This window comes from Cryobacterium arcticum (genome assembly GCF_001679725.1).
Classification (GTDB): Bacteria; Actinomycetota; Actinomycetes; order Actinomycetales; family Microbacteriaceae; genus Cryobacterium; species Cryobacterium arcticum_A.
Map to the genome: position 1 here is coordinate 68,459 of NZ_CP016282.1, position 16,475 is coordinate 84,933.

Below are 16,475 nucleotides of genomic sequence, written 5' to 3' on the forward strand. Positions count from 1 at the left end.
AGAAAAAGTGGGCCACTCATGGGGTGGGCTGCCGGGCTGGGTCAGACCGCGGGGCGCGCGACCGAGGACTGGCCGGGGTCGCGGGCGCCGAAGCTCGAGGATCCGGGGCTGGGCGTGAGGCCCAGGCGGCGGACGATCTCGGCGGCCTCCTCGGCGGGCTTCCGGCCAGCATCGATGGTGATCGCGTTCTCGTCCGGGCCCGGCACCTCCAGCGTGGCCACCTGCGAGTCGAGCAGCGAGGTGGGCATGTAGTGGTCGTGCCGCGTGGCCAGGCGCCGTCCGATCAGGTCTTTCGATCCGGTCAGGTGCACGAAGATCACGTTGTGCTCCCGCAGCACGTCCCGGTAGCGACGCTTGAGCGCCGAGCAGGTGATGATGCCGGGCACGCCCGCCATGGTGTGCTCGATGATCCACGACGAGATCGTGTCGAGCCACGGGGCGCGGTCCTCGTCGTTGAGCGGCTCGCCTGAGGACATCTTGTCGATGTTCTCCTGCGGGTGCAGGTCGTCGCCCTCCTCGAGGTCCCAGCCGAGCTGGCCGGCGAGGATGCCCGCGACGGTGGACTTGCCCGAGCCGGAGATGCCCATGATCACGAGCACGGGCTGCTGATTGTCATACATGGCTAGATCACAATGTTCAGGAGGAGGACGCCGGCCAGGCCGGTCACGGAGATGAGGCATTCCATGACGGTCCAGGTCTTCAGGGTCTGCGGCACGCTCGTGCCCAGGTACTCCTTGACCAGCCAGAAGCCCGCGTCGTTGACGTGGGAGAGGAACAGCGAACCGGCGCCGATGGCCAGAACCATGAGCGACACATCCGTGGCACCGAGGCTGGCGGCGACCGGCGCGAGGATGCCCGCGGCGGTCACGGTGGCGACGGTGGCCGAACCCGTGGCGACGCGCACGAGCGCGGCGACGACCCAGGCCAGGATCAGCACCGAGACGCTCGAGCCGTTCACCGCGTCGGCGATGACGGTTCCGATGCCGGTGTCGATGAGCACCTGCTTGAAGCCACCACCGGCGCCGACGATGAGCAGGATGCCGGCGATCGGGGGAAGCGAGTCGGCCAGCGACTTCGAGACGGCCGCACGGTCCATGCCGCCGCCGCGGCCGTAGACGATCATGGCGTAGATCACGGCGATGCCGAGGGCGATCATCGGCGTGCCGAGGAAGTCCAGGGCGGAGTTGAGCGGGTCGGTGGAGCCGGGGTTGATGGCGTCGGCGATCGAGCGGGCCAGCATCAGCACGACCGGGAGCAGGATGCCCGAGATCGTGGCGAGGAAGCCGGGGCGCTTGACGTTCTCGTCGAGGCCCTGGTCGGCGGCCGTGATGAACATCTCGGGCACCGGCACCTTGACCCAGCGGGCCGCGAACTTGCTGAACAGCGGGCCGGAGATGATGACGGTGGGGATGGCGATGAGAACGCCGATGGCCAGCGTGAGACCGAGGTTGGCGTTGAGGGTGGTGACGGCGACGAGCGGGCCGGGGTGCGGCGGCACGAGACCGTGCATGACCGACAGGCCGGCCAGCGCCGGGATCGCGATGCGGATGAGCGACTGGCCGCTGCGGCGCGCGACCAGGATGATCACGGGGATGAGGAGCACCAGGCCCACCTCGAAGAACATCGGCAGGCCGATCAGTCCGCCGATGAGCGCCATGGTCCACGGCAGCGTGCGCACGCTCGACCGGGTCACCAGGGCGTCGACGATGCGGTCGGCTCCACCGGAGTCGGCCAGCAGCTTGCCGAACATGGCGCCGAAGCCCACCAGCACACCCACGCCGGCCATCGTGGCGCCGAAGCCGGCGCCGAAGCTCGTCACGGCGGCGTTCGGGGCCATACCGGCGCCCACGCCGACGCCCACGGCGCCGATGGACAGCGCCAGGAACGGGTGCACCTTGAGCCAGGTGATCAGCACGATGATCACGGCGACGCCGATGATCGCCGCAAGAATGAGCTGCAGAGTGCTGCCGGCTGGAACCACGGGTTCCACCGCCTGAATCGCGCGGGTCACATTCATCTCGAAATCCTTCTCCGAGGCCGCGTCCCTGCGACCTCTTCGTCATGGTGGTGAGCACATGGGTCCTTCACAGCACGGATGCGGCATAGTGAAGGAAGAAACACGTGATCTGATTAATCTGATTAATCGGATTTATGAAGTGTTACACAACGACGGCGATGTGGTCAAGATCGCCGCACGAACGGCACGCGACGTCGCGCGCCGAGACGAAACGGCACGGCGGGACCGGGCCGAGTGAGCGGGGTTTACAGGGATGGCTGCAGTGGGCGACGAAACCTGGCGCGACCGGGGATTGCACGCACGGGTGGTGAACGCGCTCGGGCAGGAGATCGTCGACGGCGCTTGGGCGACCGGCGACATCCTGAACCTCGACAAACTCAGTGAACGCTTCACCGTGTCGCGGTCGGTGCTGCGCGAAGCCCTCCGGGTGCTGCAGTCCGTTGGCATGGTCGAACCCCGGCAGCGGGTGGGCACGCAGGTGCGGCCCCGGGAGTCGTGGGACCTGCTCAATCCGCAGATCATCCAGTGGCGCGGGCAGGGTGATTACTTCGCCCAGATGCGCGAGATGCTGCAGCTGCGATTGGGCATCGAGCCCGTCGCCGCCCGGCTCAGCGCGCGCCTGATGACCCCGGAGCAGCGTTCCGCCGTGGCCCGCGCGGCCGACGTGATGGTGGCGGCCGACCACGACAACGACGGGAGGCGCTTCCTCGAGGCCGACGTCGAGTTCCACACCCTGATCCTGCAGGGGTCCGGCAACGCCGTGATGAGTCACTTCGCCAACACCGTGGCGGCGCTCCTGCGCACCCGCGAGCAGGAGAAGCGCTTCACGATCACCGACTACACCCCCGCATCCGCGCACCGCCACAACGACCTGGCCGCGGCGATCGTGGCCGGGGAAGAGGATGCCGCCTACGCCTCCGCGTATGCCACCCTCGACGCCACCCTCGCCGAGTTCGTGCAGGAGTCGGCCGGCGCGAGTTCGACCGCGGGGTAGCCCGGAAGCGCGCCTTCTGTCGTCACGCCCGTTCGGCGTGCGGCGATGGTCGCTGCGGGCCTGCCCGGTCAGAGCCGGGCGAGCCGGTTGATGTCCTCGAGAAACTCCGCGGCTACCTGCGCCGAGACTGTCGTGCGAGTGCCGCGGATGCCGGCCAGATAGTCCGAGGTTGTCGGCCCGCCGGTCACCGAGTCGTCCGCACCCGCCAACAGGGCCTCCTCCAACGCCTGTTGGGAGGCCCGCCGGGCGGCGTACTCGATGTCGGCGGGCGAGAAACCGTCGCTGGCCGCGACGAGGGCGTCGAGGTCGACGATTCCGGAGACGTCGTCGGGAATGTAGCGCTCCCAGATTGCCTGCCGTGCTGCGGCATCCGGCAACCCGATCGGTACGACGTAATCGAACCGACCGTGGCGCAGGAAGGCCGAGTCGAGCGTGCGGATGAAGTTGGTGGCACAGACCAGCAGTCGCCCCGGCCGCTCGCGGAAGGCCGGAATGAGCTTGAGCAGCTCGTTGGTCACGCCCTGCAGCGGCGAGGGCGGTTCGCCGCCGCGCTGGGCGGCGATCTCCTCGACCTCGTCGATGAAGACCACCACATGGTCGAGGTCGTCGATCTTGCCGAAGGTCTCCCGTAGCGCCCCGGCCAACCCCTGCGGGTCGCTCGCCAGCCGGGAGGGGAACACCTCGACGAACGGCCAGTCCAGCCGGGACGCAATGGCCTTGGCGAACGTGGTCTTGCCGGTACCAGGCGGACCGAAGAGCACCACGGCCTTGGGCGGCACCACCCCGTAGCGGCCGGCCATCTCGGGCCGGGCCAGAGGCATCACGAGGCGGCGCTCGAGCAGGTCTTTCTCCCGCACCATCCCGCCCACACCCGCCCAGAGATCCCGGGGCAGGATGCGACCACCGAGGTCGGCCAGCACCCGGATCTCGTGGCCCTGCACCGGGATGCGTCGCTCGAAGTAGCTGAGATGGTTCTTGATCTCGAAGCCGCGGTTGAGGAATGCGTCGACCCGAGTGGCGGTCTCCGGCATCAATGCGGAGAGCTTGGTCAGGCCGTGCGGCGCCATGCGCCTCTCCAGTGCGGCCAGCAGGGCCGAGCCGACGCCCCGCCTCTGCCAGGGTTTCGTGGTGGCCAGGAACACGATCCACCCCTGCGCATGCGCGGCCCGGCCAACCGCCGCACCGACCACCTCGTCGCCGTGTACCGCCACCACTGCGTCGTCCTTCTGGCAGGAGGCAAGCACCTCGGAGAGGGCATAGACGGGGTCTGTGCTGGTCGCGGTGACCTCCTCCCAGAGGCGCAGGATGCCGTCGAGGTCGTCGGCCTGAAAATCGCGGATACGCCAGTCGGTCATCGGTCTCCTTCGCTCGCTGGGTGTGAGAGCACTATGGCACCGCAGCGGTGTTGACGAGGCTCACTCGGCGTCGGCGGGCCAGCCGCCTTTGCGAGAATGCTCACATGCCCAATACCCATGCCGGCCAGACCGACCGCGTCGGCCACACCCCGTTTGTCGACCTGACGCCGCCTGGTGATCCGGTCGCACACCGATACGGCGAACCGGGCGGCACCGGTGGGACGATCCTGCCGCCGACGATCGAGCTGCAACTGAATCACCGTTCCGTGCGCAAATTCCTGACCGAACCGGTCAGCGACGCCCAGATCGACCTCGTCATCACGGCCGCGCAATCCGCCTCTCAGTCGTCCAACCTTCAGGTGTGGAGCGTCGTGGCCGTTCGGGACGACGACCGGAAACGGCGGATCTCTGCTGCCATCGGCCGCCAGTCGTACGTCGAGGACAGCTCGGTCTTCCTGGTCTGGGTCGCGGACTTTCGTCGTGCGGCGAACGTTGCCGAAGCCCAGGGCGCGAGCGCTGAGACCCTCGGTTACATCGAAAACACCCTCGTCACCGCCGTCGATTCAGGTATCGCAGCTCAGAACGCCCTCCTGGCGGCCGAGTCGCTGGGCCTGGGCGGGGTGTTCGTCGGCGCGCTGCGCAGCAACCCGGCGGCCATCATCCAGGAGCTCGGCCTGCCCGACTACACCTTCCCGTTGTTCGGGGTGGCGCTCGGGTATCCCGACCCGTCGGAACGGGCCGGAATCAAGCCTCGCTTGCCGCGGACGGCGGTCCTGCACCAGGAGCGGTACGACCCCACAGCCTGGCTCGCGGCCGCCGAGGTGTACGAAGACCGACTGCAGGAGTATTTCGCCGAACACGGCCGAGACAATTACAGCTGGGCGGACACCCTGACCAAGCGGATCAGCACCGTCGACGGCCTGCACGGCCGCGATTCCATCCGCGGGGCGCTCGAGGCGCAAGGCTTCGCGTCCGAGTAGGCCTACGCAGGCTCGACGGGAGGACTAGCCGGCGGGCACCCAGCCGTGCTCGCCAAGCCAGGCCTCGCACAACGCACTCCAGGCCTGGAGCGGCCCGAGGCCGTGGCCGAGGCCCTTGCCGTGGTCGCCGCGCTCGAAGACATGCAGGTCGAAGGGCACATTGTGGGCAGCGAGGGCGCTGGCGTAGCGCAGCGAATGGCTGACCGGCACTCCGCCGTCGTCTGCGGTGTGCCAGAGGAACGTCGGCGGGGTGTGCGCATCCACCAGGGTGTCGGCGCTGAGCGCGCGCCGGTTGTCGAGGGTGTCCCGGTCGCCGAGGAGGCTCGCGAGCGACTCGGAGTGCGGCTCGTGGGTCATCGAGATGACCGGGTAGGAGAGGATCGACAGGTCGACCCGGCCCTCCGGGGGCACCGGGGCCGAGGCGATGCCCGTGGAGAGCAGCGCGGCCACATGGCCGCCGGCCGAGAAGCCGACCACGCCGATTCGGCTGCGGTCGATGTCCAGCTCCAGCGCACCCGTCCGGGCGGCGATGAGCACGTCCTGCACCCGGGCGAGGCCACTCGGGTACCGGTGCGGATCCACCGGATAACGCACCACCAGGGCGTTGAGGCCGATCCCCGAGAGCCAGTCGGCGATCACCGTTCCCTCGTGGTCGGCATGCTCGCGGTACGAGCCCCCCGGCAGAACCAGCAGCAGCGGCGCGGGTTCGGCCGGCACCGACGGGGCGGTTCCCTGCGGCAGGGCGGCGGCCCGGAACGTGAGGTCGGCATCCGCCAGGGACGGCGGGGAATCGGTGCGGGAACGCGCGGGGGTGGCACGAATGGAGCGGCGGAGCGTGTCGGTCATGCCGCCATCGTAGTGAGCGCCGGCGGCGCTGAGATCGCTCTCACGGGAAGATGCTGGCCAGCCCGCGAATAAGTTGGACATCACCACAAACGGGTTGCGCGAAGCGCTTCGATGACTTACGGTAAAGCGTCACGGTTGATCCAAACGCGGCGAATCCTGCAGAGACAATGGAGTTCTTATGGCCAACATCACCGACGTAGCCCGCGTCGCCGGTGTGTCCATCAGCACCGTGTCCTACGCCCTCTCCGGTAAGCGCCCGATCGCGGACGCCACCAAGACCCGGATCGCCCAGGCCGTCACCGAGCTCGGCTACCGGCCCAACGCCGGAGCCCGGATGCTCGCCGGCTCCCGCACCAACATCTTCGCGCTCACCGCCCCGATGCACGAGGACACCCACCCGCCGGCGCTGATGTCCTTCGTGCTGTCGGTCGTCACCGCGGCCCGCAGCTATGACTACGACGTGCTGCTGCTCACCGAGGGCGAAGCGACGACGGGCCTGCGCCGGGTGGTCTCGAGCTCGCTGGTCGACGGCATCATCATGCTCGACGTCACCGTGGAAGACGAGCGGATCGACGTCATCCGCGAACTCGGCCTGCCCACCACCCTGATCGGCATCCCGCACGACACCGAGGGGCTCACCTGTGTCGACCTCGACTTCGAGGGGGCCGCGCGACTGGCCGTCAGTCGCCTCGTGGCTCTCGGGCACACCTCGATCGGCCTGATGGGCCACGCGGAGGCGCTCTACGAACGGGGCTCCAACTACGCCCCGCGCTTCCGCGATGCGTTCCTCGCTGCCGGGAGCGACGCGGGGATCCAGACGGCGTTCCACACCACCGTCGCCACCCGTCCCGGCGTCGAGGAATCCCTGGACGGCCTGCGGGCCCAGCTGCCGGGCATGACCGCCCTGGTGCTCAACTGCAACGAGAACATCCACGGCATCCTGCTGGAGGTGCTGCGCGAGCGCGAGGTAGCCGTGCCCGAGGCGCTCTCGATCGTCTCGGCCTGCTCCAGCTTCTCCACCGACCACTTCCTTCCACCCATGGATGTCATCCCCCTGCCCTCCCAGGAATCCGGGCGGCGGGCCGTCGAGCTCGCCATCCAGCAGATCGCCGGATTCGCCGACCCCCACGTCGAACTGATTGCTCCGGTGTACCACCGGAAGAGTTCGACGGCCCCGCCGGCCGCAACCGTGGCCGCGTAGCCCCCCTCACCCTCCCAGAGCCGACAGACCCGGAAAGGACCCGCCTCAATCATCGAAGCGCTTCGACAGCCTCGCGATAGGCGTGCGAAGCATCCTGCACAGCTCAGATTCACCAGACGACCACGCCCCAGGGCGTGTGCCTACAAGGAAGTAGTGACATGAAGAAAAGCAAGATTCTCTCCGCGGTCGCGGCCATCGGCGTGAGTGCCGTCCTGCTCAGCGGATGCTCCGGCGGAACCGGCGGTACCGGCGACAGCGCCGGCGGGAAGGTGACCCTGGACTTCTGGTCGTGGGCCCCCAACACCCAGAGCCTCGTCGACACCTGGAACGCCGCCAACCCCGACATCCAGGTCAACTACACCGATGCCGGCGGCGGAAAAGACTCCTCCGCGAAGTTGCTCACGGCCAGCCGGGCCGGAAACGCCCCGGACGTCGCGGCCGTCGAATACCCGACCCTGCCGTCCCTCATCGTGGCCGACGTGCCGTTGGACATCACCGACCTCGTCTCCGATGTGACCGACAAGTACGACGAGGGCACCCTCTCGCAGACCACGTTCGACGGCCACATCTTCGGACTCCCGCAGGACATCGGCCCGATGGCCTTCTTCTACCGGTCCGACCTGCTCGAGCAGTGGGGCATCCCGGTCCCCACCACCTGGGCCGAGTTCAAGACCGCCGCCGCGGCCGTGCGCGCGGCCGACCCGAGCGCCTACCTCGCCTCGCTGCCGGCCGACCAGTGGGCGTTCTACGCCGGTGTCGCCAACCAGGCCGGCTCCAAGTGGTGGTCGGTGAAGGACAACACCTGGACCGTCGGCATCGCCGACGACGCCTCCCTCGAGGTCGCGGACTTCTTCCAGGGCCTCGTCGACGAAGACCTGATCTCGACCGACCCCATCCTCACCCCGGAGTGGAACGCCAAGGCCAACAGCGGCACCATGCTCTCCTGGCCGGCCGGCCTGTGGGCGCCCGGTGTGATCGAGGGGGTTGCTCCCGACACCGTCGGCAAGTGGTCCATGTCCGCCTTCCCCGAGTGGACCCCCGGAGACCCCGCGGTCGCCTACCAGGGCGGCTCCTCGGTCATCGTGACCAAGGACTCGGACCACCCCGAGGAAGCCGCGAAGTTCATCAAGTGGCTCAACGCCAGCGAAGAAGGCGCCAACCTGCTGCTGACCGTGCAGAACGCCTACCCGGCAGCCATCTCCGGCCAGGAAGACGCCAAGGCCAGTGCCCCGCCGGCCCTGATGCCGCAGCAGACCGACTTCTACGAGCTCGCCGCGAAGGTCTCGGCCAACGCCATCCCCGTCACCTGGGGCCCCAACGTGAACGTCGCCGAAAGCGCGTTCACCGACGAGCTGAACAAGGCCATCAACGCGGGAACCCCGTGGCGTGACGCGTTCACCGCGGTGCAGAAGATCGTCGTGGCCGACATGACGAAGTCCGGCTTCGAGATCAGCAACAAGTAGCACCACCAGCACCACCCAGCACCACACTCGCGGCGTCAGCCGCACCGAGAGGGTCGGCGAGGAGCCGACCTCGCGCTCCACCGGGTCGACCCGCAGGCGCCGACCCTCTCCATGAGGAAAAGGACATTTCGATGACGCTCACTCCCGCCCCGCCGGCGGCGGTCGTCGCGCAGACGCGCACCGCCCCGCCGCGCAAGAGGTCGCGCTCCCGGACCCGCTTCGCCCCCTACCTGTTCGTCGGTCCGGCTGTCGTGTTGTTCGTGCTGTTCATGCTGGTGCCGATCATCTACGCGGCCTACCTGAGCTTCACGTCGTACAAGATCCAGGGCGGCGGCATCCTCGGAACCAAGTCGCTGGTCTTCGCCGGGTTCGACAACTATGTCTCCGTGCTCACCGACCCCGCCCTGGCCAGTGGCTTCTGGCACCTGGGGCTCTACTCGGCCATCGCGGTGCCGCTCACCCTCGGGCTCGCGCTGCTCTTCGCCCTGCTGCTGGACACCCCCGGCGTGCGGGCGACCCGGTTCGGGCAGACCGCCATCTTCATCCCCTACGCGGTTCCCGGCGTGATCGCCGCACTGCTCTGGGGCTTCATGTACCTGCCCTCCACCAGCCCGTTCTCGTACATCACCAAGGCCCTGGGCTGGGGACCGATCCCGTTCCTCGAGTCCTCGGGCATCTTCGGCTCCATCGCCAACATCGCCGTGTGGGGCGGGGTGGGATTCAACATGATCATCATCTACACGTCCCTCCGCAGCATCCCCGCCGAGATCTACGAGGCCGCCCGCATCGACGGCGCCAATGAGCGCCAGATCGCGTTGCGCGTCAAGATCCCGCTGGTCATCCCGGCGCTCCTGCTCACCGGGATCTTCTCGGTGATCGGCGCCCTGCAGCTATACAGCGAACCCACCACGCTCAAACCGATGACCGACATCATCAGCCAGACCTGGGTTCCGCTGATGACCATCTATCGCAACGCCTTCCTGACCGATGACCTGCCCGGCGCGGCCGCACTGTCCGTGCTGCTGGCCGTCGGCACCGTCGCGCTGTCCGGCCTGGTGCTGTGGATCAGCAACCGTCGCACCAAGGGAGCACAGTCATGACCGCCATCGCCACCCGCGAGAAGGCCAAACTCGCCTCCAACCGCGGCAAGGTCTGGCCCACCATCATCCTGATGATCGGCGCGATCTACTGCCTCATCCCGGTGCTCTGGGTGTTCACTGCCACTTCCAAGTCGCCCAGCGAGCTGTTCACCACATTCTCCTTCCTGCCCGGCAGCGGCCTGATGGACAACCTGTCCGACCTGTTCAGCTACGGCGGCGGGCAGTACGGGCTCTGGGCGGCGAACTCGATCCTCTACGCCGGCGTCGGCGGCCTGCTGTCGACGTTCGTGTCGACGATGGCCGGTTACGGCCTGGCCAAGTACGAGTTCAAGGGTCGCAACCTGATCTTCTACTCGATCCTCGGCGGCGTGCTGATCCCCGGAATCACCCTGGCGATTCCGCAGTACCTGCTGCTGTCGCAGGCCGGCCTGGCCGGGGGAGTGATGTCGGTGCTCCTGCCGTTGATCATCAGCCCGTTCGGGATCTACCTCTCCAGGGTCTACGCCTCGGCCGCCGTGCCGCAGGACACCATCGAGGCCGCCCGCCTCGACGGCGCCAACGAGTGGCGGATCTTCCTGCGCATCGGCCTGCCGATGATGCTGCCCGGCATGGTCACGGTCTTCATGCTGCAGTTCGTGGGCATCTGGAACAACTTCCTGCTGCCGTTCATCATGCTCAGCAACCAGAACAGCTACCCGCTCACGGTCGGCCTGTACACCCTGCTGTCCAAGGGATCCGGAACCCCGGCGCTGTACTCCGTGGCCATCACCGGCGCGGCGGTGTCGATCATTCCGCTGATCGCCCTGATGCTGTTCCTGCAGCGCTTCTGGCGACTCGACCTGCTCTCCGGCGCCGTCAAGGGATAGGACACCACCACATGAGCACCCCCATCGAGAACGAGAGCGCCGCGGCCGATCCGGCGCCGCGCACCCTGGGCCCGGGCGGCCCCGAGGTCTCCAGGCTCTGCCTGGGCACCTCCTCCTGGTCGCGTGCCCGCTTCGGCGCGGGCCCCGTCGAGGCCCTCGAGGTCGTGCTCGATGCGGGCGCGGAGCCGTCCGCCGGCCCGGCCATCACGTTCATCGACACGTCGAACGAATACGGCGGCGGCGCCAGCGAAAGCTACCTCGGCGACGCCATTGGGCGCCGTGGCGGGCTCCCGGCGGGCATGGTGCTGCAGACCAAGCTCGACCGCGACCCCGACACCGGCTCGTTCTCCGGCGAGCGGATGCGCGCCAGCCTGGCCGAGAGCCTCGGCAAGCTGGGCCTCGAGAGAGTTCCGATGCTCTACCTGCACGACCCGGAGCTGATCGGCTGGGACGAGGCCTTCGCGGCCGACGGGCCGGTACGCGCGCTGGTGGAGATGCGAGAACGCGGGCTGGTCGACGCGATCGGCATCTCCGGCGGGCCCGCGCCCATGCTCACCCGTTACGTGGAGACCGGGCTGTTCAGCGCCGTGATCACGCACAACCGGTACACCCTGGTGGACCGTTCCGCGGAGCAGCTGGTCAACGAAGCCGTCTCCCGCGGGGTGAGTGTCATCAACGCCGCGGTCTACGGCGGCGGCGCGCTGGCCCGCTGGCCCGAGGCAGCCCGCAGCTATGCCTACCGCCCTGCATCGGCAGCTATGGCCGCCGCGATCGCCGACATGGGCCTGGCCTGCCAACGGGCCGGAGTGAGCCTGGCCGCCGCGGCCCTGCAGTTCAGCACCCGGGACCCCCGGATCACCTCCACGATCGTCGGGGGCAACTCGATCGCCCAGGTGCAGGAGGCGATCGCGGCCGACGCCGTCGAGATCCCGGCCGGCCTGTGGGCCGAGCTCGAGGCCCTGGCCCCCGAGGCGGCCGGGTGGCAGGACCCGCCCGGTTCGTCCTGGCCCTGACCGGCCGGTCGACAGCATCCGCACCACCCGCTCCACCCCGCGGCGCCGCCCCGCCGCCCACGCGCACGCACCATCCCAGTAGAGAGAATGTGACCCGCCCATGACGGACTTCGTTTCCCGTTCAGCCGATCTGCCCACCGGCAGCCGGTTCCCCTGGATCGCGGACGGTTTCGCACTCGGCGGCGACTACAGCCCGGAGCAGTGGCCGGAGTCGGTCTGGATCGAGGACATCGCGCTGATGCGGCAGGCCGGGGTGAACTCGCTCAACGTCGGCGTGTTCTCCTGGGGGCTGCTGGAGACCGCCGACGGCGTCTTCGACTGGGGCTGGCTCGACCGGATCATGGACCTGCTCGCGGACGCCCGGATCGGCGTCAACCTCGCCACCCCCACGGCCGCGCCGCCCATCTGGCTGCTGCAGGCCCATCCGGAGATCGCCCCGGTCACCCAGCACGGGGTGCGCCACGCCCAGGGCGGCCGGCTCGGCTGGCACCCCAGCTCGGCCGTGTTCCGCCGCTACGCGCTGCGGATGGTGGAGGCTCTCGCCACCCGGTACGCCGCCCACCCGGCCCTGAAGCTCTGGCACGTGAGCAACGAGCTCGGCAACGAGAATGCGCACAGCTACGACGACGAGACCGGCCGCGCCTGGCAGGTCTGGCTGGAGCACAAGTTCGGCAGCATCGACGCGCTCAACGATGCCTGGGGCTCCGCCTTCTGGGGGCATCACTACACCTCGTTCGACCAGCTGCAGCCGCCGCGGTTCACGAGCACCAGCCACAACCCCGCCCTGCTGCTCGACTTCGAGCGGTTCACCTCCGACGCCCTGCTCGGCCACTACCAGGCCGAGCGCGAGGTGCTGCGCCGGATCACCCCCGGCATCCCGGTCACCACCAACTTCATGGTGCAGAACCACCCCAACGGGCTGGACTACGACCGCTGGGCGAGCGAGGTCGACCTCGTCGCCAACGACCACTACACGATGGGTGCCGACCCGGAAACCTACGGTGAACTGGCCTTCTCCGCCGACCGGGTGCGCGGGATGTCCGGCGGGGACCCGTGGCTCCTGATCGAGCACTCCACCTCGGCGGTCAACTGGCAGCCCCGCAACCGGGCCAAGGCCGTCGGTGAACTGGCCCGCAACAGCCTCGCGCACATCGCCAGGGGCGCCGACGGAGCCCTGTTCTTCCAGTGGCGCCAGTCCACCGCCGGCAGCGAGCAGTTCCACTCCTCCGTCGTGCCGCACGCCGGGGCCGACACCAAGATCTTCCGGGAGGTGACCGCGCTCGGTGCGACCCTGCGGAACATCCGTGAGGTCGTGGGCAGCCGGGTGCAGACCTCGCAGCTGGCGATCCTGTTCGACTACGACGCGGCCATGGCCCTGCGGAGCGGAGCCAAGCCCAGCGTCGACGTGAACTCCCTCGACGTGGCGCTCACGATGCACCGCGAGCTGACCGCGCGGGGCATCCAGGTGGACATCGTGCACCCCGCCACCGATCTCTCCGGCTACCGGGCCGTGCTCGCCCCGACGCTGTTCCTGCTCACCGAGGCGGATGCGGCGCGGCTGACCGCCTACGTCGCCGGCGGCGGCCACCTGGTGGTCACGAGCTTCTCCGGCATCGTCACCGAGCACAACCGGGTGATCGAGGGCGGCTACCCCGGGGCGCTGCGCGACCTGCTCGGCGTGCGCGTCGAGGAATTCTTCCCCCTGTTCGCCGGCGACACGGTGACCGTGACCGGCGAGATCACCGCCGGGCCCTGGACGGGATCGGTGTGGAGCGAACTGCTGCAGACCACCGACCAGCCGGACGGCTCCGCCGCGGCCGTGGTCGCCCGGTACGCCGACGGCGAGCTGGCCGGGCTGCCGGCGATCACGCTCCGTTCGGTCGGCGCCGGAACGGCGCAGTACGTGTCCACCCACCTGGACCGGCCGGCCACCGGTGCGCTGCTGGAGCTGCTCATCGAGCGGGCCGGCATCACCCCGGTCGCGCCCGCCGACCGGGGGCTCGAGCTGGTGCGCCGGGTCGCGGTCGCACCGGAGGGTGCCACCGAGGCCGCCAGCTGGCTCTTCGCCATCAACCATTCGGCCGGGCCGCTCCGGCTCGATACGAGCGGACTCGACCTGGTGACGGGTGAGAGGTTCGCACCCGGGGCATCCGTTGCCGCGGGAGCCGTCGCCGTGATCCGGGAGGACCCGTCCGCATGAAGTTCACCGATGGTTTCTGGCAGACCCGCCCCGGCGTGAGCGCCGTCTACGCCCAGGAGGCGTACGACATCATTGACGACGGGGACACCCTGCGGGTCTACGCGCCCACCAAGGTCATCGACCGGCGCGGCGACATCCTCAACCGGCCGCTGCTGACCGTGACGCTGTCCTCACCATTGGAGGGCGTGATCCGGGTGCGGATCGAACACCACCAGGGCCGGCGCCCGTCCGCGGGGTTCGACCTCGTCGGTGCAACGGAGGGCGTTGGCGTGGCCGCCACCGAGGAAGCCGGCGGGGCCGTCACCTCCGGCACGCTGACCAGCGGCGGCCTCACCGCCCGGGTCAGCGCCGGAGCACCGTGGAACCTCAGCTTCGAGGCCGACGGGCGGGTGCTCACCTCCAGCCGACACAAGTCGGTGGGCTACGTGACCCTCGCCGACAACGCTCCGGTGCCCAGCGAACCGGTCGGAGAGGTGGGCATCAGCCGCACGGGTCTGGCCGCGGCCGGCAGCTACGTGCACGAGCAGCTCAGCCTCGGTGTGGGCGAACTCGTCTACGGGCTGGGCGAACGTTTCGGAGCGCTGGTGAAGAACGGGCAGACCGTCGACATCTGGAACTCCGACGGCGGCACCTCCAGCGAGCAGTCCTACAAGAACATCCCCTTCTACCTGACCAACCGCGGCTACGGCGTGCTGGTCAACCAGAGCGAGCACGTGTCCTTCGAGGTCGCCTCAGAGTCGGTCGAGCGGGTGCAGTTCTCCACCGCCGGAGAGGCGCTGGAGTACTTCGTGTTCCAGGGCCCCACCCAGAAGGACGTGCTCGAGCGCTATACGGCGCTGACCGGCCGCCCCGCGAAGGTGCCAGCCTGGTCGTATGGGCTCTGGCTCTCCACGAGCTTCACCACCGACTACGACGAAGCCACCGTCACGAGCTTCATCGACGGGATGCGCGAGCGCGACCTGCCGCTGTCGGTGTTCCACTTCGACTGCTTCTGGATGCGCGAATTCAACTGGACCGACCTGGAATGGGACGCCAGGGTCTTCCCCGACCCCGAGGGGATGCTGGCTCGCCTGCACGAACGCGAACTGCGGCTGAGCGCCTGGATCAACCCCTACATCGCCCAGCGGTCCAAGCTGTTCGCCGAGGCCGCCGACGCCGGCTACCTGGTGCGGCGCGCCGACGGGAGCGTCTGGCAGTGGGACCAGTGGCAGGCCGGCATGGCCCTGATCGACTTCACCAACCCGGCGGCGACCCGCTGGTTCCAGGACAAGCTGCGGCAGCTGTTGGAGCAGGGCATCGACGCGCTCAAGACCGACTTCGGCGAACGCATCCCCACCGATGTCGTCTGGCACGACGGCTCGTCGCCCGAGGCCATGCACAACTGGTACACCCAGCTGTACAACCAGGCCGTCTTCGAGGTGCTCGAGGAGCACCGCGGTCAGGGCGAGGCCGTGCTCTTCGCCCGGTCGGCAACCACGGGCGGCCAGCGGATGCCGATCCACTGGGGCGGGGACAACTCCTCGTCGTTCGAGTCGATGGCCGAGACGCTGCGGGGCGGGCTCTCGCTGGCGTTCAGCGGCTTCGGCTTCTGGAGCCACGACATCGGCGGTTTCGAGGGCAGACCCGACCCCGAGGTGTTCAAACGCTGGGTCGCGTTCGGCATGTTCTCCAGCCACTCCCGGCTGCACGGCTCGTCGAGCTACCGGGTGCCCTGGGCCTTCGACGCGGAGGCCGTCGAGGTGACCCGGCTGTTCTCCACCCTCAAGCTCGAGCTGATGCCCTACCTGTACGGTGTCGGCCTGGAAGCGCACGACCGGGGCCTTCCGTTCATGCGCCCGATGCAGCTGGAGTTCCCGGACGACCCCACCTGCGCCTACCTCGATCGTCAGTACCTGCTCGGCAGCGACCTTCTCGTGGCTCCGGTGTTCAGCGCCGACGGCACTGTGGAGTACTACCTGCCGGCCGGCACCTGGACGAACTACCTCACCGGCCAGAGCATCGAGGGACCGGCCTGGCGCCGTGAGACCCACAGCGTGTTGAGCCTGCCGCTCTGGATCCGCGCCGGCGCCGTCCTGGCCACGGGCAACCGCACCGACCGCCCGGACTACGACTATCTCGACGGCCTGCTCGTGACCGTCTACCCGGGCGCAGCCGAGGACAGCACGACCACCACCCGGGTGACTAGCCCCGAAACCGGCACCCGGCTGCAGGTCACGGTCACGCGCCGGGGCGGCACCGTGACGGTCACCACGGATGGCGCGGACATCCGTGTGCGCCTGGCCGGCGGCGACAGCGTGGCCACGACAGGAGGAACGGCCGTTCTCACCGCCTAGGGCGTTGGGTCGGTTCCGCGATGGGGCCGGACTCACTCAATCGGGGCGAGCCGGAATATTCCGGCGCCCCGGAAAGCTGTCACGTGTCATGGGACGACACGCGATTG

General features: G+C 68.9%; 14 protein-coding genes. 10 read left to right on the forward strand and 4 right to left on the reverse strand.

The features are described 5' to 3' along the window. Positions 1 to 41: 41 nt before the first annotated feature. Positions 42 to 620 (reverse strand): gluconokinase, encoded by a 579-nt coding sequence (locus PA27867_RS00315; RefSeq protein WP_066591599.1) that lies wholly within the window; start codon positions 618 to 620, stop codon positions 42 to 44. A 2-nt stretch (positions 621 to 622) separates the two neighbouring features. Then, positions 623 to 2,017, reverse strand: coding sequence for a GntP family permease (locus PA27867_RS00320; RefSeq protein WP_066591604.1), 1,395 nt, complete (start codon positions 2,015 to 2,017; stop codon positions 623 to 625). 88 nt (positions 2,018 to 2,105) lie between these two features. On the opposite strand from PA27867_RS00320, the gene PA27867_RS20470 reads away from it, so the two are divergent. Together PA27867_RS20470 and PA27867_RS00325 are read left to right on the forward strand one after the other, a co-directional pair. Further along, positions 2,106 to 2,255, forward strand: a complete 150-nt coding sequence (locus tag PA27867_RS20470; protein ID WP_157109067.1) for a hypothetical protein — start codon at positions 2,106 to 2,108, stop codon at positions 2,253 to 2,255. A 24-nt stretch (positions 2,256 to 2,279) separates the two neighbouring features. After that, a complete protein-coding gene (locus PA27867_RS00325) occupies positions 2,280 to 3,011 on the forward strand; it encodes a FadR/GntR family transcriptional regulator (protein WP_167550806.1) in 732 nt (243 codons plus the stop codon). Between the two features lie 68 nt (positions 3,012 to 3,079). On the opposite strand, the gene PA27867_RS00330 is transcribed toward PA27867_RS00325, so the two are convergent. After that, a complete protein-coding gene (locus PA27867_RS00330) occupies positions 3,080 to 4,366 on the reverse strand; it encodes an ATP-binding protein (protein WP_066591612.1) in 1,287 nt (428 codons plus the stop codon). Between the two features lie 47 nt (positions 4,367 to 4,413). Between PA27867_RS00330 and PA27867_RS00335 the strand changes: the two genes are divergently transcribed. After that, positions 4,414 to 5,346, forward strand: a complete 933-nt coding sequence (locus PA27867_RS00335; RefSeq protein ID WP_208857280.1) for an NADPH-dependent oxidoreductase — start codon at positions 4,414 to 4,416, stop codon at positions 5,344 to 5,346. A 24-nt stretch (positions 5,347 to 5,370) separates the two neighbouring features. Here the strand turns inward: PA27867_RS00335 and PA27867_RS00340 are convergent, their stop codons facing one another. After that, positions 5,371 to 6,192, reverse strand: coding sequence for an alpha/beta hydrolase (locus tag PA27867_RS00340; RefSeq protein WP_084020501.1), 822 nt, complete (start codon positions 6,190 to 6,192; stop codon positions 5,371 to 5,373). Positions 6,193 to 6,370: 178 nt separating this feature from the next. Between PA27867_RS00340 and PA27867_RS00345 the strand changes: the two genes are divergently transcribed. The 7 genes from PA27867_RS00345 (at position 6,371) to yicI (ending at position 16,368) form a co-directional block, all read left to right on the forward strand. Continuing rightward, a complete protein-coding gene (locus PA27867_RS00345; RefSeq protein WP_066591615.1) occupies positions 6,371 to 7,393 on the forward strand; it encodes a LacI family DNA-binding transcriptional regulator in 1,023 nt (340 codons plus the stop codon). A 158-nt stretch (positions 7,394 to 7,551) separates the two neighbouring features. Continuing rightward, positions 7,552 to 8,856: an ABC transporter substrate-binding protein gene (locus PA27867_RS00350; RefSeq protein ID WP_066591618.1), complete on the forward strand. Its 1,305-nt coding sequence runs from the start codon at positions 7,552 to 7,554 to the stop codon at positions 8,854 to 8,856. 131 nt (positions 8,857 to 8,987) lie between these two features. Further along, positions 8,988 to 9,956, forward strand: coding sequence for a carbohydrate ABC transporter permease (locus tag PA27867_RS00355; RefSeq protein ID WP_066591622.1), 969 nt, complete (start codon positions 8,988 to 8,990; stop codon positions 9,954 to 9,956). Beyond that, on the forward strand, positions 9,953 to 10,822 hold the full coding sequence (locus PA27867_RS00360) for a carbohydrate ABC transporter permease (RefSeq protein ID WP_066591625.1): 870 nt from the start codon (positions 9,953 to 9,955) through the stop codon (positions 10,820 to 10,822). Before PA27867_RS00355 ends, PA27867_RS00360 begins: the two co-directional genes overlap by 4 nt. Before the next feature lie 11 nt (positions 10,823 to 10,833). Continuing rightward, a complete protein-coding gene (locus tag PA27867_RS00365; RefSeq protein WP_066591628.1) occupies positions 10,834 to 11,835 on the forward strand; it encodes an aldo/keto reductase in 1,002 nt (333 codons plus the stop codon). A gap of 100 nt (positions 11,836 to 11,935) precedes the next feature. Further along, positions 11,936 to 14,035 (forward strand): beta-galactosidase, encoded by a 2,100-nt coding sequence (locus PA27867_RS00370; protein ID WP_084020502.1) that lies wholly within the window; start codon positions 11,936 to 11,938, stop codon positions 14,033 to 14,035. After that, positions 14,032 to 16,368, forward strand: a complete 2,337-nt coding sequence (gene yicI, locus PA27867_RS00375; RefSeq protein ID WP_066591631.1) for an alpha-xylosidase — start codon at positions 14,032 to 14,034, stop codon at positions 16,366 to 16,368. Before PA27867_RS00370 ends, yicI begins: the two co-directional genes overlap by 4 nt. Positions 16,369 to 16,475 lie beyond the last annotated feature (107 nt).